This window comes from Salinimicrobium xinjiangense DSM 19287 (assembly GCF_000423585.1).
In the GTDB taxonomy this organism is placed as follows: Bacteria; Bacteroidota; Bacteroidia; order Flavobacteriales; family Flavobacteriaceae; genus Salinimicrobium; species Salinimicrobium xinjiangense.
In genome coordinates this window covers 381,508-407,038 of record NZ_AUIG01000001.1, presented here as the reverse complement: position 1 = coordinate 407,038, position 25,531 = coordinate 381,508, and the positions used below count along the sequence as shown (strand labels likewise).

At 40.8% G+C, this 25,531-nt stretch carries 25 protein-coding genes; 8 read left to right on the top strand and 17 right to left on the bottom strand.

All coding sequences use genetic code 11. The annotated features are described in order from the left end of the window. Positions 1-122 precede the first annotated feature (122 nt). Positions 123-3,203, top strand: a complete 3,081-nt coding sequence (locus G564_RS0101860) for an efflux RND transporter permease subunit (RefSeq protein WP_029036157.1) — start codon at positions 123-125, stop codon at positions 3,201-3,203. Positions 3,204-3,279: 76 nt separating this feature from the next. Here G564_RS0101860 and G564_RS0101855 read toward each other — a convergent pair whose 3' ends face one another. Beyond that, positions 3,280-3,609 (bottom strand): hypothetical protein, encoded by a 330-nt coding sequence (locus G564_RS0101855; protein ID WP_029036156.1) that lies wholly within the window; start codon positions 3,607-3,609, stop codon positions 3,280-3,282. A 51-nt stretch (positions 3,610-3,660) separates the two neighbouring features. Beyond that, positions 3,661-4,095: a universal stress protein gene (locus G564_RS0101850; protein ID WP_029036155.1), complete on the bottom strand. Its 435-nt coding sequence runs from the start codon at positions 4,093-4,095 to the stop codon at positions 3,661-3,663. A 265-nt stretch (positions 4,096-4,360) separates the two neighbouring features. Here G564_RS0101850 and G564_RS0101845 point away from each other — a divergent pair, with 265 nt between their 5' ends. After that, on the top strand, positions 4,361-5,191 hold the full coding sequence (locus G564_RS0101845) for a universal stress protein (RefSeq protein ID WP_029036154.1): 831 nt from the start codon (positions 4,361-4,363) through the stop codon (positions 5,189-5,191). Positions 5,192-5,276: 85 nt separating this feature from the next. Next, positions 5,277-6,119 carry an HAD family hydrolase gene (locus G564_RS0101840; RefSeq protein WP_211224605.1) on the top strand — a complete coding sequence of 281 codons (843 nt, stop codon included), beginning with the start codon at positions 5,277-5,279 and terminating at the stop codon, positions 6,117-6,119. A 62-nt stretch (positions 6,120-6,181) separates the two neighbouring features. Here G564_RS0101840 and G564_RS0101835 read toward each other — a convergent pair whose 3' ends face one another. Both G564_RS0101835 and G564_RS0101830 read right to left on the bottom strand, forming a co-directional pair. Continuing rightward, on the bottom strand, positions 6,182-7,675 hold the full coding sequence (locus G564_RS0101835) for a S10 family peptidase (RefSeq protein ID WP_029036152.1): 1,494 nt from the start codon (positions 7,673-7,675) through the stop codon (positions 6,182-6,184). A gap of 56 nt (positions 7,676-7,731) precedes the next feature. Continuing rightward, positions 7,732-8,574 carry a phosphatase PAP2 family protein gene (locus G564_RS0101830; RefSeq protein WP_029036151.1) on the bottom strand — a complete coding sequence of 281 codons (843 nt, stop codon included), beginning with the start codon at positions 8,572-8,574 and terminating at the stop codon, positions 7,732-7,734. Positions 8,575-8,779: 205 nt separating this feature from the next. Between G564_RS0101830 and G564_RS0101825 the strand changes: the two genes are divergently transcribed. Then, complete coding sequence (locus G564_RS0101825) at positions 8,780-9,256, top strand: SRPBCC family protein (RefSeq protein WP_029036150.1); 477 nt, start codon at positions 8,780-8,782, stop codon at positions 9,254-9,256. Between the two features lie 72 nt (positions 9,257-9,328). On the opposite strand, the gene G564_RS0101820 is transcribed toward G564_RS0101825, so the two are convergent. Further along, positions 9,329-10,783 carry a nicotinate-nucleotide adenylyltransferase gene (locus tag G564_RS0101820; RefSeq protein WP_029036149.1) on the bottom strand — a complete coding sequence of 485 codons (1,455 nt, stop codon included), beginning with the start codon at positions 10,781-10,783 and terminating at the stop codon, positions 9,329-9,331. 121 nt (positions 10,784-10,904) lie between these two features. Here G564_RS0101820 and G564_RS0101815 point away from each other — a divergent pair, with 121 nt between their 5' ends. Both G564_RS0101815 and G564_RS0101810 read left to right on the top strand, forming a co-directional pair. After that, positions 10,905-11,666, top strand: a complete 762-nt coding sequence (locus G564_RS0101815; protein WP_029036148.1) for an MBL fold metallo-hydrolase — start codon at positions 10,905-10,907, stop codon at positions 11,664-11,666. Continuing rightward, positions 11,667-12,164 (top strand): hypothetical protein, encoded by a 498-nt coding sequence (locus tag G564_RS0101810; RefSeq protein ID WP_029036147.1) that lies wholly within the window; start codon positions 11,667-11,669, stop codon positions 12,162-12,164. On the opposite strand, the gene G564_RS0101805 is transcribed toward G564_RS0101810, so the two are convergent. From G564_RS0101805 to G564_RS0101770, 8 genes are all read right to left on the bottom strand, one after another. Beyond that, entirely contained in the window at positions 12,161-12,823 is a 663-nt protein-coding gene (locus tag G564_RS0101805; RefSeq protein WP_029036146.1) for an alpha/beta hydrolase, read from the bottom strand. The genes G564_RS0101810 and G564_RS0101805 overlap by 4 nt on opposite strands. Beyond that, entirely contained in the window at positions 12,823-13,149 is a 327-nt protein-coding gene (locus G564_RS0101800) for a membrane protein (protein WP_029036145.1), read from the bottom strand. Before G564_RS0101800 ends, G564_RS0101805 begins: the two co-directional genes overlap by 1 nt. A 53-nt stretch (positions 13,150-13,202) precedes the next feature. Then, on the bottom strand, positions 13,203-14,456 hold the full coding sequence (locus G564_RS0101795) for a dihydroorotase (RefSeq protein WP_029036144.1): 1,254 nt from the start codon (positions 14,454-14,456) through the stop codon (positions 13,203-13,205). Beyond that, positions 14,453-16,375, bottom strand: coding sequence for a BatA domain-containing protein (locus tag G564_RS0101790; RefSeq protein WP_029036143.1), 1,923 nt, complete (start codon positions 16,373-16,375; stop codon positions 14,453-14,455). The genes G564_RS0101795 and G564_RS0101790 overlap by 4 nt, the downstream gene beginning before the upstream one ends. Positions 16,376-16,411: 36 nt before the next feature. Beyond that, positions 16,412-17,590, bottom strand: a complete 1,179-nt coding sequence (locus tag G564_RS0101785; RefSeq protein ID WP_029036142.1) for a sensor histidine kinase — start codon at positions 17,588-17,590, stop codon at positions 16,412-16,414. 95 nt (positions 17,591-17,685) lie between these two features. Further along, on the bottom strand, positions 17,686-18,450 hold the full coding sequence (locus G564_RS0101780) for a TIGR02757 family protein (RefSeq protein WP_029036141.1): 765 nt from the start codon (positions 18,448-18,450) through the stop codon (positions 17,686-17,688). A gap of 328 nt (positions 18,451-18,778) precedes the next feature. After that, positions 18,779-19,438 carry an ABC transporter ATP-binding protein gene (locus tag G564_RS0101775; RefSeq protein ID WP_029036140.1) on the bottom strand — a complete coding sequence of 220 codons (660 nt, stop codon included), beginning with the start codon at positions 19,436-19,438 and terminating at the stop codon, positions 18,779-18,781. 22 nt (positions 19,439-19,460) lie between these two features. Then, entirely contained in the window at positions 19,461-21,902 is a 2,442-nt protein-coding gene (locus G564_RS0101770) for a DUF5916 domain-containing protein (RefSeq protein WP_029036139.1), read from the bottom strand. 109 nt (positions 21,903-22,011) lie between these two features. Between G564_RS0101770 and msrA the strand changes: the two genes are divergently transcribed. Further along, on the top strand, positions 22,012-22,563 hold the full coding sequence (gene msrA / locus G564_RS0101765) for a peptide-methionine (S)-S-oxide reductase MsrA (protein WP_029036138.1): 552 nt from the start codon (positions 22,012-22,014) through the stop codon (positions 22,561-22,563). Positions 22,564-22,605: 42 nt separating this feature from the next. Continuing rightward, positions 22,606-22,911 carry a hypothetical protein gene (locus tag G564_RS0101760; RefSeq protein ID WP_029036137.1) on the top strand — a complete coding sequence of 102 codons (306 nt, stop codon included), beginning with the start codon at positions 22,606-22,608 and terminating at the stop codon, positions 22,909-22,911. 115 nt (positions 22,912-23,026) lie between these two features. Here G564_RS0101760 and G564_RS0101755 read toward each other — a convergent pair whose 3' ends face one another. The 4 genes from G564_RS0101755 to G564_RS0101740 all read right to left on the bottom strand — a co-directional run bounded on the left by G564_RS0101755 (position 23,027) and on the right by G564_RS0101740 (position 25,519). Beyond that, positions 23,027-23,347: a DUF6787 family protein gene (locus G564_RS0101755; RefSeq protein WP_029036136.1), complete on the bottom strand. Its 321-nt coding sequence runs from the start codon at positions 23,345-23,347 to the stop codon at positions 23,027-23,029. A 63-nt stretch (positions 23,348-23,410) separates the two neighbouring features. After that, entirely contained in the window at positions 23,411-23,836 is a 426-nt protein-coding gene (locus tag G564_RS0101750) for a DUF6146 family protein (RefSeq protein WP_029036135.1), read from the bottom strand. A gap of 2 nt (positions 23,837-23,838) precedes the next feature. After that, a complete protein-coding gene (locus tag G564_RS0101745) occupies positions 23,839-24,450 on the bottom strand; it encodes a DUF937 domain-containing protein (protein WP_029036134.1) in 612 nt (203 codons plus the stop codon). 118 nt (positions 24,451-24,568) lie between these two features. After that, positions 24,569-25,519: a D-2-hydroxyacid dehydrogenase gene (locus G564_RS0101740; protein ID WP_029036133.1), complete on the bottom strand. Its 951-nt coding sequence runs from the start codon at positions 25,517-25,519 to the stop codon at positions 24,569-24,571. Positions 25,520-25,531 lie beyond the last annotated feature (12 nt).

Genomic DNA, 25,531 nt, shown 5'->3' with positions numbered 1-25,531 from the left:
AGGTTGCTTTATAATTGGATAGAGACATTCAAAATGTCCTTTTCAGGAAAAAGTAAAACTCGGACATCATATATCTGTTCAACCTTGATCAAAAACCCTTTTAAAAATAAAAATTATGAGACGTGTTAAATAAAATATTATCAATTTCGCTTCACAACCGGCTTCTGGTGCTTTTGGCAGCGGTGGTGCTGAGTGCTGCCGGATTCTACTTCGCGCGTACGATGAACGTAGACGTTTTCCCGGACCTGACTGCACCTACGGTGACCATACTTACCGAAGCTCACGGCATGGAATCGGAGGAGGTAGAAAAACTGGTTACGTATCAGCTGGAAACCGCCATGAACGGTTCCCCCAATGTAAGAAGGATCCGTTCATCTTCAGCCGCGGGAATCTCCATAGTTTGGGTGGAATTCGACTGGGGCACCGACATTTACAAGGCAAGACAGATAGTAAGTGAACGTATTCCAATGGTTCGGGAAAATCTTCCGGGCGGAGTAGGAGCGCCTACTATGGCACCTATCTCCTCTATAATGGGAGAGGTGATGCTCCTGGGAGTCACTTCAGACAGTCTGAGCCCAATGGAGCTAAGAACCCTTTCTGATTGGCAGATACGTCCACGCATCAAAGCTATTGGAGGGATTGCCAACGTAGTTGTGATTGGCGGCGATTATAAACAATACCAGGTTTTCGCCGATCCCGGGAAAATGAAGTATTACGACGTGAGTCTTACCGAACTGGCCGAAAAGGTACAGGAAGCGAATACTAATGCACCGGGTGGTTTTCTAAACCAGTACGGTAATCAATATATCATCAAAGGTAGTGGAAGGGCATATGCCGTGGAAGACCTGCAGGAAGCTGTGGTAAAACATGTGAATGGGCAGAGCATCAAGATCAAAGATGTTGCTGAAGTGCAGATAGGTGCGGCCGATAAAATCGGGGATGGTTCCCTGAATGCAAAACCGGCGGTAATCCTTACCATTTCCAAACAGCCCGATGTGAATACCCTGGAGCTTACAGAAAGGTTGGATGAAGCCATTGCTGAACTGGAAACAAGTCTGCCGCAAAGTGTGGAGATCAAAAGTCAGATCTTCCGCCAGGCCGATTTTATTGATGCTTCCATAAGCAACCTGAATATGACTCTTCTTGAAGGTGCTTTTTTTGTCGTCATCGTCCTTTTCATTTTTCTTATGAATTGGCGCACCACTTTTATCTCATTACTGGCGATCCCAATTTCTCTGCTAGTATCCATAATTGTTTTAAAATGGTTGGGTTATACGATCAACACAATGAGCCTGGGAGGTATGGCCATTGCTATTGGCGCGCTGGTAGATGATGCCATTATCGATGTGGAAAATGTTTATAAACGTCTCCGCGAGAACATTCGTAAACCGGAAGCTGAAAGGCGATCTGTTATCACCGTGGTGAGAGATGCTTCGGTGGAAATTAGAAGTTCCATTATTATTGCTACCCTTATCATTATCGTATCATTTATTCCGCTCTTTTTCCTTGGCGGAATGGAAGGCCGGTTGCTGAAACCTCTGGGGATTGCTTTTATAACTTCGGTTTTAACTTCATTAGTGGTTGCGGTAACCGTTACTCCGGTGTTATGCTCTTATCTTTTGAAGGATGAAAAAATGCTGAAAAAGCAGGCCGAAGGGACCAAAGTGGAAAGATGGTTGCAGCATCGCTACGCTGCAACACTGAATAGGGCTCTAAAGATCCCAAAAACGGTAATTGGAGTGACTGTTATTGTTTTTTTGCTAAGCATTGCAATTTTCACTCAACTGGGCAGAAGTTTCCTGCCTGAATTCAATGAAGGTTCCCTGGTGATCAGTGTGGTGGGTCCTCCTGCAATGTCACTAGAAGAAAGTAACAAGACCGGTAGGCAGGTAGAACAGCTATTGCTCGAGATGCCCGAAGTAGATGTTGTAACCCGAAGAACGGGTAGGGCTGAACTCGATGAACACGCACAGGGTGTAAACGCAGCCGAGATCGACGTTCCTTTCACCCTGGAGAATAAATCGAAAGAAGAATTTTTCGAGGAAGTAAGGGAAAAACTGAACATTGTGCCCGGGGTTAACATCACGTTAGGACAGCCTATCGCGCACCGTATCGACCACATGCTTTCGGGAACCAGGGCAAATATCGCAATCAAGATCTTTGGTCCCGATCTACAACAGCTGTATGAAATTGGTAAAAGCGTGGAGGAGAATATCACTCCAATCGACGGCCTTGCCGATGTAGCGGTAGATCAACAGATCGAAGTGCCGCAGCTCAACATCACTCCTAAGCGCCAGATCCTGTCAGCTTACGGGATGACTGTGGGCCAGTTGATGGAGCAGGTGGATATTGCCTTTGCCGGCCACGAGGTAGGGGAGATCTATGAAGGTCAGAAGTACTTTGATCTTGTGGTGAGATATGGGAAGGATTTCAGGAACAGCATTGAGAATATTAAAACGGCTTTGATAGGACTTCCCAATGGATCACAGGTGCCACTGGAACAGCTCGCCACAGTTTCCTCGGTAAGTAGCCCCAATACCATCAGCAGGGAAGATGTACAGCGTAAGATCGTTGTCGCTGCCAACGTGCAGGGGCGGGATCTGAAAAGTGCGGTAGAAGAGATCAGGGAAACGGTGAATACTTCGGTTAGTATTCCCGAAGGCTACAGGGTGGAATACGGCGGGCAATTCGAAAGCGAATCCAGGGCCTCACAAATGCTGTTGATCACAGCCTTTCTGGCGATCGTGGTAATTTTCCTGTTGCTGTATTCTGAATTTAAGAATGTAAAACTTGCTTTCATCGTTCTTATTAATCTGCCGCTGGCACTCATAGGCGGAATCCTGATCGTGTATTTCACATCCGGAGTAGTAAGTATTGCTTCCACGATTGGTTTTATCAGTCTCTTCGGGATTGCAACCCGTAATGGAATCCTGCTGATCTCCAGATATGAAGATTTAAGAAAAGAAGGTTTAAGAGGTTTTGAACTGATAAAATCGGGCGCACTGGACAGGTTAAATCCTATCCTGATGACGGCCTTTACCACAGGTCTGGCACTAATTCCGCTTGCCTTAAAAGGTGGGGAGCCGGGAAGTGAAATTCAGAGTCCTATGGCTGTGGTTATTCTCGGCGGATTGCTTTCGGCAACCATTTTGAATCTGGTGGTGATCCCGTGTGTTTATGAATTGGCTACGAGGAAAGAGTAATTTCTGTAATGAACTGAAAATGCAAAAAAACCACGTCCATAAGGCCGTGGCTTTTAGCTATTTTTATAATTGAAACCTAGGAAAGAGCAGGGTAACTCAGTAGAGGTGAAGGGCTACAGGTTTGCATTTTTTTGATCCTGTCTCTCACCAAACCTCTTTTAAATATGTTAGTTTTCTTCCTCTCGGGCATCAACACGATATCGGGTTGATCTTCTTCAATTGCTTTTCGAAGAGTATCTACAATCTCAAAAGAATAAAGAGTTTTAAAATTTATACTTGAATAATCTATTTCTGATTGTACTTTGTTCCTGAAGGTATTCAGCTTCTCAATGGATTGATCTTCATCTTTATGAGTAATGTGCACTATTTCAATGGCAGCATTTAATGTTTTTGCTAAAGGAAGCACTTCTTTCAGGTAAACCAGATCCTGGTCTTCTAAGGTACTCGCAAAGAAGATCTATTGAGGTTGTCTGAACTTAAATTCGGGTGGTACAGCAAGAATGGGCGTCTGGGATTTGCCAATCATTTCTCCGGTGGTTGTACCCATCAACCGGTCTTTAAATTTACTGGCACCACAGGAGCCCATTACGATCATTCGTACATTCAGATCTTTGGAGAATTTCAGTATTTCGTCGGCCACATTAGACCCCCAGGTTACTGCCGGAGAAATTATCGTTTTGTCATAGTTCTCCTGCAGGTGAGATTTATAAAAATCTTCCAGATCCTTTTGATGGCGTTTGAAGAAATCAGGATTTTTTCGTTCTGCTTCATTAGGAGGATATACGTGAAGCACTATGAGATCATCACCAAGTATACGGGCCATTTGAGTAGAATAGTGGAGAGCTGCAACAGAATTTTCTGAAAGATCTGTAGCATAAATTATTTTTTTCATGATTTCTCTGTTTAAACTGTTTAAAGTTAAGATGTTGCCGCCTTTTAAATCATGATTTTAATCAAGTTTGCCGGGAAATTGCCAGAATGCTATATTGAGCAGGACTAAAATTCCCAAGAGGTATTTTTTTCCTTTTTAAATCATTTCTAATTATTCGTTAAAAATCTCATAATCAGTAGATAATAACAGGTGATTAAATAAGAAAGCTGACAAAAATCATTTCCCCATTTCCCCGAAGAAATTACATTTAAGGAAATATATGGTCATGAAAAGTATTCTCATTCCAACCGATTTTTCTGAAAGTGCAGATTTCGCCTGTAATCTGGGACTGGAAATTGCTCAAAAATTACAAACAAGAGTAACTTTTCTTCATCTTCTTTCAACTCCGGTTGATTGGAGTAAATTGCCGCTTGAAAAGGAAAACCTATATCCTGAAACCAAAGCTGCTATTGGGGATGCAAAGGACAAATTGCTTCGCCTGGAAAGAAAGGCATATGAGAAGGGTGTTGAGGCACAGACTTCTCTTATGTTCAATATAGGGATAGAGGAAATCCACCAGTATATTTCTACGGACAAATACTTTCTGGTCATTATGGGAACCCATGGCAAAAAAGGGAAGAATAGATACACCGGTACAAATACCCTTAAGGTTATCCATAAATCGCCTGTACCTGTATTGGCAGTAAGAGCGGGTACAGGTGTAAAATTGCCTCAAAAGTGGCTGGTGGTGTCAGATTTCCTGGAGGACTCCAATGCAGATTTTGACCTGATTATGAATCTGGCCAAAGACCTTAAAGCAAATCTTCATATCCTCTACATTAATACTCCGTACTTTTTTACTGAAACTCCGGAGATTAAATATAAAATGGAAAAATTCACCTCTTCACATTCCGAAGTACAAATTGAACAATCTATAGTGAATGCATATAATGAAGAACGGGGGATAGAAGCTTTTGTAAAGGAAGGGGATTTTGACCTGGTAGTTCTGATTACCCATTCGAGAAAAGGTCTGAATCCGGTATTTAGGAGAGGTATTACAGAGAAGGTCCTCAATCATCTGGATACACCTGTAATGAGTATAAATTCCAATGCGTGATCAAATAAAATAGAGAGATTTTGATTAGGTCTTCACCACAATTTAACGTGTTTAACTGATACCTTCCGGGGCTTAAATCCTAAATTTGCAGCTTATTAAAATAAGCATGGATTATTCGAAGATAAGATTGATCGTCAGTGATATGGACGGTACGCTACTCAATAGTGAGCATAAGGTGAGTGACAGGTTTTTTGAAGCCTTTCAAAAATTAAAAAAACAGGAGATCAAATTTGCAGTTGCAAGTGGAAGGCAATATTACAGCCTAATGGAGAGGATGGAGCCGGTTAAAGATGAAATGATCTACATCGCTGAAAATGGTGCCATTGTCATGGAAAAAGGGGAAGAGCGACACCTTGTCCCCATGAAAATGGATCTTGTGCACCAAATTGTGAAGGAAGTCCGGGAAATAGGAGGGAAGTACCTTATTCTTTGTGGCAGGGAACAGGCGTATATTGAAAATGATGACCCCGAGTTCATGGAACCTTTTCTTAATCATTACGAAAAATATAAAGTGGTAAATGATTTACTGGAGGTAAGCGATGATGTTATCCTCAAAGTTACCATTTGTGATCTTGAGGGTGCAGAAAAGAACTCCCTGCCTCATGTGGAGCATTTCAAGGATGACCTGCAGGTAAAACTATCCGGAGAGATCTGGATAGACTTTAATGACAAAGAAGCTCAGAAAGGAAATGCGCTTAAGGCACTTCAGGAAATACTGGATATTTCAAAGGAGGAAACTATGGCTTTTGGAGATTATCTCAATGATTTGGAACTTTTTGAGCATGCTGAGATTGGATATGCCGTAGAAAATGCGCATCCCGAAGTCAAAGAAGTTGCCGCATATACTACTAAAAGCAATGACAATTTTGGGGTAGAAATTATCCTGGAAGAATTGCTTGAAAGAGCAACTGTAGCATCAGAAAAATAACTAAAAAGAAAGGTCTCAAAAATGACATTTTTGAGACCTTTTCTAATCATGTATTTAAATTTTTAATACATGGCGGGAGCTCCCGCTTTTGGCAGAGAATTTAAAATGAATTCCCGTACGTCATCATTCGCTTTCTTTAGATCTTCATTTCGCAGGTACATCATATGTCCGCTACGATAGCCTTTGAAGCTTAACCTGTCCTGCATTTTACCACTTGGATCAAGCTGCCACATAGTATATTTTGCATTAAAATAGGTAGTGGCCCCATCAAAATACCCACTTTGAATAAGGACATCGAGATTAGGGTTCTGGGCCATAGCCTGTCTCAGGTTTTCCCCGGTATTGTCACGACTTCGGTCCCATGGATGTACAGGTCCAAACATGTAGTAGGTAAGATCTGTTTTAAATTTGAGATCATTACTAAGATAATGGTTGATGGCAGGAGTGAACGAGTGCAACCATGAAGTGAGTTCAGAATTGTAATCGGGTGATTCTCCGGCCACTTTTCGATCCAGCCCCAGGTAACGGGAGTCCAGTCTCCCCACTGTATATCCTTTTTTATCCCTTAAAAGATCTTTCCAGAAATACCTGAATGGGACTTCCAGGTTGTGCTGAAGGATCTCTTCTTTGGATATTCCCGAATAGCGGGCCATTCCTGAAGCGATCTCTTCTCTTTTTTCCTCCTCAAGAAAACCTCCTTTAACAAGTGCAGGAAGTACTTCATTAATTGCATATTGTTCTACTTCGGGAAGTAATTCTTCGAGATCTCTATTTTGAAGTTCCTGTGGAAGGAGATCATGATACCAGGCGGCAGCAGTAAAATAGGGAAGACGGTTTGCTATTTCAACCGGCCCATCTCTTTTTATTCCAATGTCTGTAGGAGAAACAAGGATCACCCCATTAAGATACATCCACTGGGAATTCTGAAGTTCCAGCGCGAGTCCGGAAACCCTGGTGGTGCCATAACTTTCTCCTATAAGATATTTGGGAGATAACCAGCGATTGTTTCTTGAAACGAAGGTGTTGATCCATTTTGCCAGGTAACTTACGTCTGCATTAACACCGAAAAACTGGTCTCTGTCTCTTTTCTTATCTCCTTTAGGTTCGATGATCCTGGAATAACCTGTATTTACGGGGTTCACATAAACAATGTCGGCTATATCCAGGATGGAATGTGGATTCTCTTTTGTGCCATAAGGCTGAACAGGAAAACCTTCGGGATCTATTTCTAGCACGCGGGGACCTGTATAAGCGATATGCATCCAGACGGAAGCAGAACCTGGTCCGCCATTAAATGAGATCACCAGAGGTCGGTTCTTTACATCCTGTACACCTTCACGTTTATAATAGGTATAAAAAAGACTGGCCACAGCTTCGTTATCATTATTCCATACGGGCTGCATTCCGGTAGTCGCGGTGTAGTCTATTCTTTGTCCGTTAATGTTGACACGATGGGTGGTTACCACAGTTGTATCCACCGGGATCTTTACATTCTGTGCCTTTACTTCGGCGTTAATCATAGCCAGAAGAAGGGATAAAAAAATAATTTTTCTCATTTCAGGGTTTTAGTTAAAGGCCTAAAAATAGAAAAATTCAGCTGAAAATATCTTTTTTAAAAGGAATACTGAATAGAAAGTCCCTGATAATCGTTTCCATTTATATCAATACCCATACCCGGAGCCACTCCAAAATTCCGGTCTTTCTTTTTGTGCAATTCGGGAATAAGGATACCACTCGCTGCTCCTATCACATATCCCACTATGTTATCTGTCAGGAAGTGTTTTCCGGCTTTAGATCGCAGGTATGCAACATATGCCGGAACAATAGCAGCTGCAGTCCAAACATATGGCCCGGCCGGGGAATCGGGATAAAAGTCATTGTAGATCTTGGCTGCAAAAAAAGTCGCAGAAGCAGTAGCTGCAGTATGACCTGCGAAAAATGACCTTTGCGCACCACCTTCCCGTCGTTCCTCTTCGGGTACAGATGTATTGTAAACCAAAGGGCGGGGCTTATTCACCAGTCCCGCAGTAATGGTGAAGAGAGCACCTGTAGTGGCCATACTTTCTACGAACATTACAGATAGCTGTCCCGCATTAGAACGCATATTACCATCTGCCAGCATCATAACGAATGGTACAGCAAAAGATCCGTAAAAAGGATAATAGCTTATTTCATCTGCTCTCTTGCTAAAGTTACCGGCAATGAATCTGTCAATTTTTATAATGTCATCCTTGGAGAGTTTGTTCATTTCCTCTATAGTGAGGGATTCTTTCTCCTGGATCAACATAACTCCCAGAACATTAAGTCCTAAACCCGCACCTACTAATGGACCATCAACTGCCCAGCTTGCTCTGTACGGGGATTCAAAATTGTCTTTGGAAGGAGAAGAGGTTTGAGAATATGTAGTAAATGAAAAGAAAAATAGTAGTATTAGGGGGAAAAAAGTTTTTCTCATCTTAAAGGGGTTTTGGCCAAATCTCGAACATTTGATATTTAATTCCTCGGGGATTAACTCAATTATAAGAGTGATAGCAACAGTTTTCAGAAAAATTTTTGAAAAATAACCGGACCTTTATTTTTTTTAAAAGTCTTCTTTGTAATTTTTTGTTTAAAATTACATCTAAAAACTTAAACAATATTATCTTTGCTAAAAGAAAAGCATGAAGTTATACCAGTTACATACAATTCAGCAATTGCCTGTTTCTCTTGAAGAGGCGTGGAAGTTTTTTTCAGATCCTGCAAATCTTAAACTCATAACTCCTTCATATATGAGCTTTGATATAACTGCAGGGGGAGACAGACGCATGTATGCCGGGCAAATCATCCAGTATATAGTAACTCCCGTGGCTGGAATAAAAACAAAATGGGTAACAGAAATAAGACATGTAAAGGAACCGGAGTATTTTGTAGACGAACAGAGATTCGGTCCCTATGTTTTATGGCATCACAAACACTTTTTCAGGAAAATCGAAGGAGGTGTGGAAATGGAAGATATTGTGGATTACAAGTTACCAATGGGAATTCTTGGCCAGGCCGTTCATCCGTTAATTGTAAAACCCAAACTGAAGGAGATCTTTGACTTCAGGCGAAAAAAACTCATTCAGCTCTTTGGTAGTTATAATAAAGAAACCGTTTAAGTTCGCTTTTTCTGGAATCATTAAAAGATTTCCGAAGCAACCTAAACGGTTTGATACAATTTGGTAAGAAAATTATATTTTCTGAGCGCTCTTCTGTTTATAATGACTAAAAAGGTCGTGCTCCTTGATCATAGCTGTGGTTTTTTCAGGAAGCATTTCTTCCCAACCTGCCTTACCTTCAGCAATCATCTGTAGTACTTCCCGGGAGAATATATCCAGAATTATCGGATCGTAATCTGTGATATCCACAACCTTACCATTGTACTTAAAGAATTTGTACAGCTCCTTCATTCGGGGATGTACCTTTAGGTTATCACTGGTTGTAATTTCACCGGTTTCACGATCCTTAAATGGATATAGGTATACCTTGAGGTCTTTGAAGAAAAGTTTTCCAAATGCTTCAAGGATTCCCCCACTTAAATGCCTGTAGTATTTTTCATCGAAAATATCTACCAGATTGTTCACACCCATAGCCAGTCCCATTCGTTCTTTGGTATATTGCGAGAAGTATTCAACTACTTTGTAATATTCCTGGAAATTGGAGATCATCACGGTTTGGCCTAAGGAACAAAGGAGTTCTGCCCGATCCATGAAATCTCTCTCATCAATTTCCCCTTCTGCACGAAGATTGGAAAGGGTGATTTCGAAAATGACTTCTGTATTCTCTTCAGAAACCCGGTTCTCGTTAAGGAAAAGTTCGAGAGAGCGCTTATATATTTCCATGTTCACCTTAGTCACGGGTCGAAAACTTCCGCGAAGGGCCAGGATGTTCTTTTTATAAAGGATCTTTGCAGGTAAGACATTATTTCCATCAGGAGCAAACATTACAGCTTCTGTCATCCCATTTTTCACCAGCTGCAGACTCATCAACCTGTTGTCCACTTTTTCAAACCGGGGTCCTGAAAAGTTTATCGTGTCGATCTCGATCTGGTCCTTGTCGATATGATCATACAGATAACGAAGTAATTTTTTAGGATTATCATATTTATAGTAAGCTCCATAAATAAGGTTTACTCCAAGTATTCCTAAAGTATTTTGTTGCAGGCGTGCGTCATTTTCATGAAAACGTATATGAAGAAGAATCTCATTATACTCTTCTTCGGGATGTACCTGATATTTAATACCTACCCAACCATGACCTTTATACTTTTTAGCGAAGTCGATTGTCGCCACTGTATTGGCGTAGGTGAAGAATAATTTATTGGGATGTTTTTCACGAGAGATCCTTTGCTCAATAAGGCTGGTTTCGTGACTCAGCATTTTTTTCAGGCGTTCTTCGGTGACATATCTTCTGTCGTCTTCTATACCGTAGATTGCGTCACTAAAGTCCTTATCATAGGCACTCATGGCTTTCGCTATAGTTCCTGAAGCTCCACCGGCCCTGAAGAAATTCCTTACAGTTTCCTGCCCGGCTCCAATTTCAGAAAATGTACCGTAGATATTTTCATTCAGGTTTATTCTTAAAGCTTTACTCTTGATTGACGGGACATTTTCAAACTCCCTGTCACCCATTATAGTTATTGGCATAGCTGTTTTTTTTGTGCAAAACGGATTCCTCTTTGGGAATGCCGTAATTTGTAGTCAAAGGTACTAAAATGCGGGGCCAAACAAAAAAATAATACTTAGTTTTGTGGTAAAATTAAGAGCTTTGAAAGTAACATTTTTAGGTACAGGAACATCTCAGGGTATCCCCGTAATTGGTAGTGATCACCCGGTATGCCTTAGCGAAAATCCTAAAGATAAAAGACTCCGGGTTTCAGCCCTTATTGAGGTTGACGGACTCAATATTCTTATAGACTGTGGTCCCGACTTCAGGCAACAGATGTTGGCCAATGGAGTACAACGTGTAGATGCAATTTTGTACACTCATGAGCATAATGATCATACTATAGGTCTTGATGATATAAGACCTTATTTTTTCAGGCAGGGTGATATTCCCTTGTATGCACATCCCAGGGTACTGGAATCACTGCAAAAGCGGTTTGGTTATATTTTCGCTTCAGAAAATAAATATCCGGGAGCTCCCAGTGTGCAGGAACATCCTATCGAGAATAAAACATTTACGGTGAAGGGAATCAATGTACTTCCTGTGAATGTCATGCATAACAGAGTTCAGGTCTATGGTTTCAGGATCAGGGATTTTGCTTATATCACAGATGCCAAAACCATTGAAGAGGAAGAAGCCGAAAAACTGAAGGGAGTTGATGTGCTGGTGATCAACGCGCTTCGCAAGGAACAGCATCATTCACACCTTAGCCTCGACGAAGCAATTAAGTTCATTCAAAAAATAGGTCCGGACAGGGCGTACATCACTCACATAAGCCACCATTTGGGATTTCACGACGAAGTGCAGGCAGAATTACCCGAAAATATTTTTCTGGCTTATGATAATCTTCAAATAGAAATCTAAATGCGTAAAAGTTTTTTAATGTATTTGTTCGTTTTCACAGTATTACTTGCTGTGGTTTTTTATGCGAATGGATCAAGACTGGTGGCCTCAAAAGATAAAGAGATAAGTGCTCTGAAAGAGCAACTGGAGGAGCAAAAGAATAAGCCGGTGTACCCTTCTGAAGCTGACCTTCCTGAAGATACTTTTTCCCTTGTCACAAACGAAGAAGCACTTACTTATCTTGAAAACAGAGGATTTGATCCTGTAGATATAATCAATAAAGTCGAGGATGCCCTCATAAGCCGAAACAGGGCAGAGGCAGATAATGAACTCATTCCCTATGAAGGTATGGCCGGCCCTTTCAGGATCAATAAAGTAAAGCTTTTAAACCACAAGTGGGCAGTAGCCAGTTATACCGATGGCTCCTACTGGGGGGATCTTTTCATTAGTTACGAGATCGATGATGAAGGGGAAATCGAAGTTTTTACAGAAAAAGCTTTGCTCTACCCCAACAACTAGAGGTGCTCTTCCAGCCATTTTTTCAGCTCCCTGAAATTTTGAGGCGCAACTCCATGGCCCACGGGGAATTCTGAAAAGGTATTTTCTATGCCTAAAGAATCCAGAAATGGCTTTGTCATTCTTGCCCAGGCGACCGGGATCACCTGGTCTACTGTTCCATGCGAACTATAAACCGAAAGCTCTGAAAAATCTCCATTTTCATACCCTTCTTTCAGGATGTCTTTATTGATATAACCGCTGAGGCCAATAACATTTTTGATTCTCTCCGGATAAGACAGCGCCACGGCAAAACTTAAAATACAGCCCTGGCTAAATCCTACCAAGGTTACATTATCAGGATCTACCGGATAATTTTCCAGTACTTCATCAAGAAACTGAAGGATTTTTTCCCTTGAGATCACTGCCTGATTATCATCACTGAACTTTCCATTGGCACTTCCATCCCAATGTATGGCATACCAGGCATTGCCGTAAGGCGGCATTGGATAGGGAGCCCTCACCGAAATGATAAAAAGTTCATCGGGTAGTTCTTCTGCAAAAGAAAAAAGATCCTCTTCATTACTCCCGTAACCATGTAACATGATCAATAAAGGAGCCTTTTCTACAGGTCTTTTGGGTTTTCTTATTAAATGGTATAATGAGAATGTTTCTGTATTCATTAATTAATTGTACTAAACCAGTTTTGAAATTGTCTACCTAAGATTGGAACTTCGTTTCTTTCACCTTGTATAGCAGCAATAAGCCCGTAGCCCCATAAAATTATTATAAACAGATAAAAAGGAGCCGAAATTAACCAGGTATCAAACCACGAAACGAGTATCCCGAGCAGGTAAAAGGTAATGTGAATCCCCAATGCCTGCCTTATATGGAAAGAGGCAAAAGGATTTTTTGTGTCATTATTGATAAAATATGCAATTATAGTCCCTATAATGGTAAGATATGCAACAATAGCTGCAGTTTTTCCCTGATTAGCTACGCTTTCCATGTTCAAAATATTTAATTACAAAATTAACGGAAATTTAGTGGTTTTCACCTGATTCAGGATGCTAAAAATTCCTCTCCTACAAGAACACCATAAACCTGTCCTTTTAAACTCTTCCCAAGAAAAAGGCTGTTTTTAGAGGTGCTGAGGATATGCTCTTTTTGAAAGGTATATTCTTTATCGGGATCGAAAAAGCTGAAGTTGGCAGGGTATCCTTCATCAATAACTGTATCGCTAAGGTTAAATCTGCTCTTTCCCGAAGTCAATAGTCTCACAGCGGTTTTGACAGAAAACAGCTGTAGCAAAGCCCCTAAAGCCGACTCTAATCCAAGGGTCCCAAAAAGGGCATTATCAAACTCTACTTTTTTATGCTCCTGATCTATGGGAGAATGATCTGAAGTAACCATATCAATAGTACCATCCTTTAAGCCCGCAATCAGGGCTTTAGTATCTGCCTTAGTCCGTAAGGGAGGTAGCACCTTGGCATTGGTGTCAAATTCATGTAACAGTTCATCTGTAAAGAACAGGTTGTGAATGGCGACGCTGCATGTTACGTCAAGCCCTCTTTCTTTTGCTTCTCTAATGATTTCTACAGATTTTGCTGTGGAAATGGTTGGTATGTGAAGTTTTCCTCCTGTATATTCAAGAATAAAAAGATCGCGGGTAATATGAAGCTCTTCAGCCAGGGCCGGAATACCTTTAAGGCCCAGAAGTGTGCTACGTTCGTGTTCGTTCACCTGCCCGGCTCCTGCTATTTTGTTCTCTTGAGGAAAGGACATTACCAATCCATCAAAGTTCCGGGTGTACTGCAAGGCAATTTTAAGCATGTTTGGATTAGCTACAGCTTTCTTATAATCTCCAAATGCGACTGCACCTGCCTGTTGCATATCGTAAAGTTCGGCCATCTCTGCACCCTCGCTTTTTCTGGTAAGAGCACCTATGGGCAGTAATGACACAGGCTGCTTGTCGGCTTTATTCTGCAGAAAGCTCACTGCTCCTTTATTGTCGGTTACAGGATCATTTCCGGGATTTAGAGCAATAGTTGTAAATCCGCTGCAACCTGCAGTTCTCAATCCATTTTCCAGGGTCTCCCTTTCTTCATATCCCGGCTCCCCAAAATTCACACTGCTATCAAACCAACCCTGCGAAACATGAAGATTTTCCCTTGAAATCTCGAGATCAACTTTCTTGAGCCTGATCACCGGAGCAATTTCTTTTATAGTTCCGTTTTCTACCAGGATATCCATTACTTTGTTGTTGAACGGACTTTCGTTATCAATGATCTTGGCAGACTTTACCAGTATTTTCATTTGAGGAATTTTAGAATAAGCATTTCAGTTATAAGGAAGATCAAGGCAAAAATAACAAACCATTTCCAAAGGCTGTCAACTTCATTGGCCGATTTAATTTGAGAAAAGACTTCGGGAACCGAGGAGAAAATCTTAACTCTTTCCTGTTCAGCAAGATCACTGCTCACCGGCTGACTTTCCTTGCGGTCAATATTGAAACTAAGAGCTCTCAAGCTGGTGGAATCCTGCAGTACCCGGTAATGTCCTTCTTTTTCCGGCAGACCTTCCAGAAAAAGCCGGACCTTATTCTGGAAACTTTGTTGCTGCGGAATATAATTTGTTTCAGGAGAAGATAAATTAAGGATCTCATCCTTCTGAAGATTTGCCTGGATGTTTATCTCCTGTGGAACTCCAAGGGAATAGTAGAGGTCTGGAGGGGAAATTGCGAGATTACCTATGTTGTAAAAAGTCGGCACGATTAAAGGCGCACCTTTAAAATTAGAATTAGCTCTTTGCAAGGGAGCCGTGAAAGCGAAAATATTTTTCTGTTCAAAAAGGAACGGCTCTCCGTTTTCATATCGAAGAATTCCCGAAACCTGTTGATTTACTGCGTAGGAAGATTGCACCCTGGGATATTCAAAATTAGTAACCCGTTCGTTAAATACATCCCGGTAGAGAGGATGCTCAAAAACAATTTCTGTGATTAGCTTTTCTTCCCCGGTTTTGGCGGTAAAAGACGGTAATCCCAGGTTTTGAAAGAGCGTATTATATTCTAAAAGGTTAATATCTTCTCCGGGTATTACTACCAGAAACACCTGTTCCTCTATAAGCTGTTTAAGATTCGTCACTAAAGAAAAAGGAATCCTGTTCAGTTCATTGATTATAACGAGGTTTGCCTGGGCCAGTTGATTAAAGTCTACATTATCTTCGGGAAATATCTGCATGGAAAATTCAGGAGCAGAATAAATACGCTCGAGGAAACCTGCTTCCTTATCTCCTATGACAATGACCTTTACAGGCGGGGCTTCATTAATACTGAAGTAAAGCTGGTTGTCGAATTGTAATGAATTGTCATCGACACTAATCTTTCCAAAAGGAAGGGCTCTTGAAGCAAAACTAAAGCTGGCCTTGCCTTTTAGATTCTCTTCCAGTTCGATAGTTTTCCTTGCCAATAACCGGTTTTGATCGTAAAGTCCAATTGAAACATCCTCATTAATTTCACCGGAGACGGAGATCCCAACATTAAGAACAATTTCATCCACACTGCGGGAGGAGACAAAAGCAGTGTCTACAGTTATATTGTAGTTTCTCTCCGGCTCCAACTGTACAAGAAATGTGGACACATCACCGGCTACCGGGGATACGGAGTCCCCTATATGCTGGAAATCTGAAATGGCTATAAAATTCTTTTGACCGTCACCACTTCCAAATAGATTTTGAGCTTTAAGCCGGATAATGTCCCAGGGCAACTGGGTGGAGGAATAATTTATGTTTTGCAGCCTTTCGCGAAGGAAAGCTCTGGAAATATCCCGAAATTCCTCTTCATTAGTAAAAAGGCTCAGCGTTTCCTCCTCCGGAACATTCTCCAACAGGTCCTGTATGCTTCTCCTTAGCAGGATACCTTTTGAACCTTTCGCCTGCATGCTATAGGAATTATCCAGGTAGATTACATTTTTAACCTCACTCACTTCACCTGAAGCAGGAGGGAAGTAGGGTTGGGCAAAAGCAATGATAAGGCAGGCCAGAAGCAGCAGCCGGGTACATAGAATAAGAAATTTCTTTAAGCGGGAACTCTTACGGGTTTGTAAAACAGCCTTTTTCAGAAATTTTACATTGGTAAATTCGGTCGTCCGGAATTTTCTCAACTGGAACAGGTGAACCAGCACAGGGATCACCAGTAAAAAAAGTGCGTAGAGAAGTTCAGGATATTTAAAATACATGCGTGGGCATTAATTTATCAAATATAAAAAAAGGTCTTAGCAAGACCTTTTGATTTGAAATTTAAAATTACTGCCAACACCCGGCTCAGATTCGATCTGGATGTCACCGCCCATATGATTGAGTAATTTCTTCACTGTGGCGAGACCAATCCCGCTCCCGGGATTCCCATCCCGATCATTGAGATCAAGGGTAGTGAAGAGGTCGAATATCTTTTCAAAATTTTCCCGGGGTATTCCGTTGCCGTTATCTATCACTTCAAATTCATAAAAATCTTCGGATGCCTGAAAATCAATATTCACCTGCCGCTCATCCTTATTATTGTATTTAAGGGCGTTACTAATAAGATTCATGAAAATCTGAGTAAGAGCAGCCTTGTTTACCTTTTTCAGGGTTCCCTGTTCCGGATAAATTATCGTCACCCCGGGATCTACAGTGAACAAATTGGTAAGGTTTCCGAAGAAGGTCTTTAGATCCACATCTTCTTCTTCTTTTTCCAAAATTCTTTCACTCCGGTAAAAAACAAGCAAACCGTCGACATACGTACGAAGACTGTGAGAGGCCTGTGAAAGAAATTCTATGTATTGCTGAGTTTCTTCATCAAAGTTGTCCTGATTTTCCTCCTTTAAAAGATCTACCAGGGAAATAATATTGGCAAGAGGAGATTTAATATCGTGCGATACGACACTGGCAAATCGCTCAAGTTCTTTGTAACGCTGTTCAAGATCCTGCTGCATTCGCTGGTATTGGTTATTCTGCTTGCGAAACACGATAACACTAAGGATCTGGTTCACCAGAATTTTTAAAGAACGCTGTTGATTATTTGATAATTCAGTTTCTTTAGGATTAAATATGGCAACTAATCCCAGTTTTTCTCCTGAAAGCGTTTCAAGGGGAACGCCAATTAAACCTTCAAATCCTCTGTTTAATTCCTCCAGCTCTTGCCTGGTAAAACTTACAATTCCGTCCTGTTCCAGGATCTGGTTCCAAAATTCTTCATCATCAGGTACTGCTTCAGGTGATATCCCATAACTTGCTTTGATCCAGCTGTTCCCGCTTTCCACAATGACCAATGCAACTACAGGGGCATATACTGCTTCTGCGCAAAGGAAAAGCAAGTCAGAAAAATCAGTCTCTGAAGAAGTTTTTAGAATATGAAATTCCTCCGGGGCAGGATGTTGCCGGCTTTCACTATTCTGGATCTGCGGTTGAGGCATATTTTTTAGCACCTTAGAGATAGTTAAAGATATTAATTGTCTCTAATAAAACTGAATTTTATCTGAAATTATTTAGGAAAGTTCCTACAACAGTTTCAATAATCTTCAAAAACGCCCAGTCCAAATAGTGCAAAGTCGTACTTGACCGGATCCACAGGATCCATCTTTCTGAGAGCCCGATCTAATTCCTGCAGCGCCTTTGCATCATTCTGCTTTCGTTTAAGTAAACCTAATTTCCTAGCCACATTTCCTGAATGTACATCTAACGGACAGCTGAGTTGAGCTGAGGACAAGCTTTCCCAAATTCCAAGATCTACATTATTCTTATCATTTCTAATCATCCATCGCAGGTACATGTTGATCCTTTTGGCAGCAGAATTTTTAAAAGGATCACTCACATGCTTTTCAGTTCTCTTTTCGTGGGGTAATTCGAAAAATATTTTTTTAAACTCATGAATAGCAGGCTGTAAGCTATCTTTATGTGAATAATTACTAAAGATGCTTTCCGGGCCGTTGTGTTCTTTGTAAATGTTCCTGAAAGCTTTAATAAAATACTGTAGATCTCTCCCGTTGAAGGTGCGGTGGACAAAATTCCCCAGTCTCTCGAGATCGGTCTCTGTATGTTGCATGACAAATTCATAGGGAGCATGGTCCAGCAGGTCCATCAGCAAATTTGAATTTTTAAGAATGCTCTTCCGGTTTCCCCAGGAGATCGTAGCGGTAAGAAAACCTGCAATTTCGATATCTTCCTTCCTGCTAAAAAGATGCGGGATCTGCACCGGATCAGTTTCAATAAATTCGGGCGTATTATACTGCTCCACCTTAAAATCAAGAAATTCCTTTAGTTCCTTTAGTGTCATTGAATATTTTATATTGAATATTTTATCATTGTTGCCCGATTAAAAAGGGATAAATCCGTTAAAACCGTGCCAATGCTGGTCAAAAACCTTCTCCAACGATTTGAGGGGGTGGTTTACCTTTTTATGAAATTCTATTTAATTTTTCACAGTATTGTCTTTCAGAGTTTTGTATAGAAGTCTTGGCTCTAGACTCTAGAAGCGGAGCGGTCCAGATTCTTTTACCGGACAACAATGATATTTTATATTGAATATTGTCTATTGAATCTTAGACATGAGTTTTTAGACCTTAGATTTTAGACGTGAAACTTGGAACCTGGAACCTCAAACTTTAAACTATCTTCCCATCCACCATGGTAAGTTTTTTATCGGCCATATCTGCAAGTTCTTCGTTGTGGGTGACGATGACGAAAGTTTGTCCAAATTCTTCCCTAAGGTCAAAGAAAAGTTTGTGAAGGTTTCCAGCAGATTCACTATCCAGGTTTCCTGACGGCTCATCAGCAAAGATCACTCCGGGATTGTTGATAAGAGAACGGGCTACAGCCACACGCTGTTGCTCTCCACCGCTCATTTCGGCAGGTTTATGATTTGCCCTTGCTGAAAGACCAAGAAAACCAAGGAGTTCTTTTGCTCGTTTTTCGGTTTCGGGTTTAGGTCTGTTTCCAATAAATGCAGGAATACATATATTCTCCAGGGCAGTAAATTCTGGTAACAGCTGATGGAACTGAAAAATAAAGCCAATGTTATCATTCCTGAATTTTGCCAACTCTTTGGAATTTAGAGCATAAACATCAACCTCATTTACATTTAGAACACTATCAGTCTTGGTATCGGGTTTTTCAAGGGTTCCTAAAATTTGCAGCAGGGTAGTCTTCCCGGCACCGGAAGCTCCTACAATGGAGACTATTTCACCTTTTGGGATATGGAGATCAACTCCTTTCAAAACATGCAGGTCATTGTAACTTTTATGAATATTCCGGGCTTCTATCATCTTTATTTTTTCTATTGCAATATTAACCTTTAATCACTTTTTTTATGGAACTATAATCGAGATAATATACTATTCTTAGTGAAAGATTGTGTCTTACCGGTTGCAGAAAGAGATTTTCCACGCTTTCCAGGTACACCAGATCACTCTGTTTTTCGAGGTTAAATATGGAATTACGGTATAGAAGGATCAATTCACTACCCGGTGCAAAACGCCATTGGTAGCTAAGGTCCAGGTTCCATATATTGAAATCCACGTTGGGGTCATTAGCGGCTGTCACCTCATAAGAAACAGGAGTGAGGCTGCCATCGGAAAGAAGACGTGAGAAATCATTGTCTGCAAATTCAGCTCTGGACCAAAAATTCCGGAAACTCAAACTTACCGCTTCCCGTGTATTGAAGTTATAGTTCCCTTGAAGCGAATTTTCTATACTCTGCATTTTACGCTTGCCAAAAATGACATTTTTGGGCAGTAAGCTAACGAAACTTTGCCGGTTTTTTTCCTGCTTAAATTCAAAGGAATAGATAAGAGTGAACTTGTCGCTTATCCTGAATCGTGGCTTGAAGCTGAAGTTTATACGGTTCTGTTCAGAATCAAGATATTCACTGTACCCAAGTCTGGAGTCTAATGCGAACCTCTTTCTGTAATCTGAAGAGATCCAGCCTTCAGCCGTTCCAAAAGCAGGAAAGATCACGAAATGATTCTCCCGCCTTGGTTCAAAAAAGTCTTTGAACTCTGTATTATATTCTGTTGAACCTCCAAACGCAAAACGATCACGGGTCATTCCGAAGAAACTCGCTCCCACTCCCGATCCCAGATCGATATCAGGATTATAACGGCGCTGGTGATTCCCGTACAGGTTGATATTATACCGGTTAAAAATACCCTGAGGTTCAAATATTCTGTAGGAGGTATTGGCGTAGAAATTATTATAATTATTGACAAAATTCAGCCCCAGGTCATTAATATCATAGGTTTCATTTGCGAAATCATGAGACAATTTAAACCGTAAATTCCCTTTTGTACGCTCCAGGGCCAGGATGGAGGCAAAACCCGTTTTGTTGCGGTTGAAATAATTAATCCGGCTCATTTTCGCCTCTCCGGAAAAATTGAAAGAACTTTCCCGGTTATACACATCAAACAAAAATCCCGTGACATTCCCATCTCTAAAATGTCCTTCACGGGTTACATTTGTATTTATAATGGAGACCGAGGATTTTTGGTTGAACTGCTGGTCCAGAACGAAAATGTTATAATTGGCGAAAGGCTCGGTAACGATTTCCCTTTCCTCTTCCGAAATTTTATTATACAATCTTGCTTTTTGAACTTCGGTAATAGCATTGAAGAACCCGATTCCCAGTCCGCCATCTGTCCTTCCGGATATCTTTATTGCGTTGAGAAGATCTGTCCTGTCTGGGTTTTCGAGAATTTCTTCATTCTCAAGCCTGGCTTCCTGCACCGAATTAAATCCAATTGGCGTATCGCCGATCCTTCTGGAATAGAAGAGATTTCCTTTGGTAAACAATTCAGTTCCTTCGGTAAAGAAGGCTCTGTTTTCACCAAAAGTCTGTTCAAAAGGTCCAAGATTGAGTTCTACTTCGTCATATGCAGTCTGTCCAAAATCAGGGATCAAGGTAGCGTCAAGGGTAAAGGCATCACTAATACCATACTTCAGATCCATTCCGGCATTAAAAGAAGATCCGGTTTCACCTTCAAAAAGATCTACCTCTCCCGAAACATAAGGATAGAAACTAAGTCGAACGGGAGCCTCAATATTTTGTATTCCATACAACAAGCCATTATAATGAGTGGAAAGGCCTACAGACTTATTGATATAGTTCCAAACATAAGTTTCATTAAGGTGGCTAATATGTCTTCCCATCTGTAGGCTCCAGACTTGTTCAGCGCGGTCGGGAAACCTTAAAGCAGAATACGGGATCTTTATCTCGGTATACCAGCCTTCTTCATCCATTGAAACCTTGGCTTCCCACACAACGTTATAGGAGAAATCTTCTCTTTCTCCTTTCATTTTTGCATCTGCAATAGTTCCTGCTGCAGTTACAGCAAATCTGGTTTGATTCTCCCCATCATTATAGGTGTTAAGATCGATGTAGAAAAAATCGGAAACGGGAATATTGTCTCTTTGAGCAAATTCCTTTCTTATTCGTTCAGGTTCATTATCATACAGATAAGCTGCGATATAAACTGCCTCATTTGTGTAAGCTATTTTGACTAAAGTGGGGTGGGTAGAACGGGACGCATCACCATCTCCCGGTTCCAGCATCACAAAATTTGTTGCTGCAGGGATATTTTGCCACATTTGATCCTCCAATATTCCATCTACTTCCGGAGGAGTCTGAATTTTTGTGGCAGTATAAACCTTTTTTTCTGAAAGTTTCGCTTTTTGTGCACAGAGGATTCCTGCCGATAGGAAAAAATAAAAGAGCAGCAGTACTTTAAGGGGCATTGGAGGTATTGTTATTATCTGGAAAATTTCGCTCTGCAAAGTACGAAATCCTCAAATTTTATAATTGTAAGGTTCCATGTTTTTCCTTACATTTTAAAAAAAGAAAAATATGGATGAACAACGAACAGAAACAGCCACTCTGGCAGGAGGATGCTTTTGGTGCACCGAAGCTGTTTTTCAACGGGTAGAAGGAGTAGTGGAGGTGATTTCAGGATTTACGGGAGGTAATATCAAGAATCCGCCGTACAGAGAAGTAGTATCAGGAAGAACAGGCCATGCCGAATCGATAAGGATCAAATATGACCCTGAAAAGATATCCTATGAGGAACTGTTATATATATTTTTTGCCACCCATGATCCTACCACCCTCAACAGGCAGCAAAACGACGTAGGAACTCATTACCGCAGCGCGATATTTTATCATTCCGAAGAGCAGAAGCAAATTGCAGAGAAAGTTATTGGAAAGCTGGAGAAGGAAAAAGTTTTTGCAGATCCTATTGTTACAGAAATTAGTGAAGCAGGACCTTTCTATGAGGCCGAGCAGGAGCATCATGATTATTATAATCAAAACCGGAATCAGCCTTACTGCCGGGTTATCATTGACCCCAAGGTACAGAAGCTGAGACATAAGTTTTCAAATAAAGTGAAATCTACCGTTTAATTATGGCACTTTTCTTGTAATTAAAGTAGAAAAGCAAAAACGATGTATACTGAAAAGAAAAAGTTGTTGATCAAAGGTTTGGTTTATGACGCCGTTGGTATGGCCAGTGGAGCAGTTCCTTTAGTGGGCGGATTTATTGATCTTCTATGGGCTCCTTATGCTGCTAAACAAATGACAGCTATGTATCCAGGAAAAAAAGGAAAACTGGCTTCTGTTATTGTATTTTTAGAAGAGATCCTGCCATTTAGTGATATCATTCCTACCTTTACTTTAATGTGGCTTTACACTTTTGTGTGGCAGAAAGAAGAGGTTGGGCAGCTTCAAACCATTGAAGTAAGAGCAAAGTAATAGATAAACAAACTGATAAATTAAAGCCGGTTATGAGAAATTAACCGGCTTTTTTTATTGTATAATATTAAATGCTGTAGTATGACATGAGAGAATAAAGCTCTCAGTATTATTATCATTTCAGGATCTTTGCAAAACCAAGGCGGGAAAGCATGTTTTTTTCAAACTGCCAGAAAAACCTGAACTGGCCAAAAATCCAACCATAGGCAACCAAAAGAATTTGGTAAACAGGAAAGATCATTAAAAGTTTTATTGCATGATAGCTAATTCCGCCCCATAAGAATTCGGGACTAAAATTCATCCGGGATAAACCTATAAATTCCAATACCGGCCGGGTTACAAAAAGAGAGGATGATCCCGTTAAACCAAAGACTATCAGGATAATTAAAATTTGCCAGTTCGAAGAAATTCCCCAGCGTTGTTTCAATTTATTCATGCTGCAAATATAAAAAAAGATTCAAGACTAAATTATAGTCGTTCCCGAATCCTATAAATAACATTAAAGCCTTGTGGGTACAGAAAATCTTTGATTGTATTTCCTGGAGAGGTAAACAAAATAGTTGTATAGCTTGTAGTTAACCTCATAACCATAATCTATATTGGGGTCATAATTGATCTCCATTTCATAGATATTTGGATCGTAGCGATATGGTTCCCTAACGCGCTGATTGTAATCTGTAACCAGGAAACGGTTCTTATTTTCAAGATAAGAAAGCGAGTGATAGCCTTCAGGCCGTGCCATCGTATTGAGAAAATAAGAGAAGCCGGGATCAATAATGATAATTTCATATTCCAGACTATCATTGGCGATTCTTACCGTATCATTCTGTACCGCATCGCCACCGGAACCCAAATCCCGGTCACGTGTAGAGGAGCAGCTATAAATGATTAGCCCCAGAAAACAGATGTATATTAAGTATTTCATTTTTAGCCCTTAAAAAAATCCCCTAAACCTTTAGACTTTCCTTTACCTCCAAAGATCTTTCCTGCAACATCTCCGGCAATTTTTCCACCCTTATCTGAATCCATAAATGTTTCCAGCATTGATTGATCGTGAGAAGAATTACTGCCTAGAACTGATCCTACAAGATCGGAAATTCCTCCTTCACTTTGAACATTATCCTTTCTTTTTTGTTGACCGAGAATCCCCATTACAACAGGAGCGGCCATTTGCAAAAGCTTTTCCACTTTGGAAGCATCCATTCCTATGGCAGATCCTACCGCCGATGCAATCTTTGACTGACTGCCGCCAAGCACATGACTAAGAATACCCGATCCTTCTCCCATTAATCCGGAAAGACTTCCCATACTGATTTTATCCAGTACAGAACCGTCATGTTTTTCTTTATCGAGTTCAGAATTTAGCTGCCGGGCACCTTCAGGGGAATCAGTATTCTTCTTCATAGCTCCAATGATCATTGGTAATGCCATTCCCAAAGCCGATTTTACCTTCTCAGGAGACTCATTAACTTCCTTACTGGAACTCTGAATAAATTCCTTTCCTTTTTCTGTGTCTAAAAAATCTAATATAGAAGCCATATTTTTCTTTTTAAGATACAAAAATTTAAAAGCCTTTCCATGGCAGAATCAGGGTTTTAACCAAAAAAAATGCTTCCTTTAACAGAAGCATTTTGCGATTGCGAAAAAAAATCAGAGCTTACTTAAGCTGTTCAATAATTTGATCTGCCAGCTCTGTTCCTATTCTTTCCTGGGCCTCAATTGTGGCAGCTCCAATATGCGGACTAAGCGAAACATTGGGGTTCATAAGCACCTTGATAGCAGGGGAGGGTTCATGCTCAAAGGTATCCAGACCAGCAAAAGCTACTTTTCCGCTGTCAATGGCTTCTATGAGAGCCACTTCATCAATTACTCCGCCGCGGGCGGCATTTATTATTCCCACACCGTCTTTCATTTCTCTGAATTCATCCCTTCCCAATACAGGTTCTTTTTGTGATGGTACATGCAGTGTAATAAAGTCTGAATGCTTTATCAGCTCTTCTACAGGTTCTGTTTTTATTGGGATCTTTATCTCCTGATGATTGTAAAATTCAAGAACGATTTCCGCCTCTCCTTCAGTCCTGTCACTGGCGATAACTTTCATACCTATACCAAGTGCTATTTTCGCCACCTCACGTCCAATACGCCCAAAACCAATGATCCCAAGAGTTTTACCTCTCAGTTCCCTGCCTCCTGCATAGCTCTTTTTCAGCTCCTTAAACCTCGAATCTCCTTCCAGGGGCATATTTCTGTTGGCATCATGTAAAAATCTTACCCCGTTAAATAAATGGGCAAAAACCAGTTCTGCCACAGAGGAGGAAGAAGCAGCAGGCGTGTTGAATACATGTATTCCCTTGCTGCGCGCATAATCAACATCAATATTATCCATTCCCACCCCGGCACGGCCAATGCTTTTTAATGAGGGACATGCATCGATAAGATCTTTTCGCACCTTGGTCGCACTTCTCACCACCAATGCATTAATATTATTTTCCCTGATATAGTTGATCAATTGTTCCTGAGCAACTTTTGTCGTGATCACTTCAAAACCGGCTTCTTCGAGTTGCTTTTTACCACCCGGAGCAATACCGTCATTTGCTAAAACTTTCATTATTTTATATTA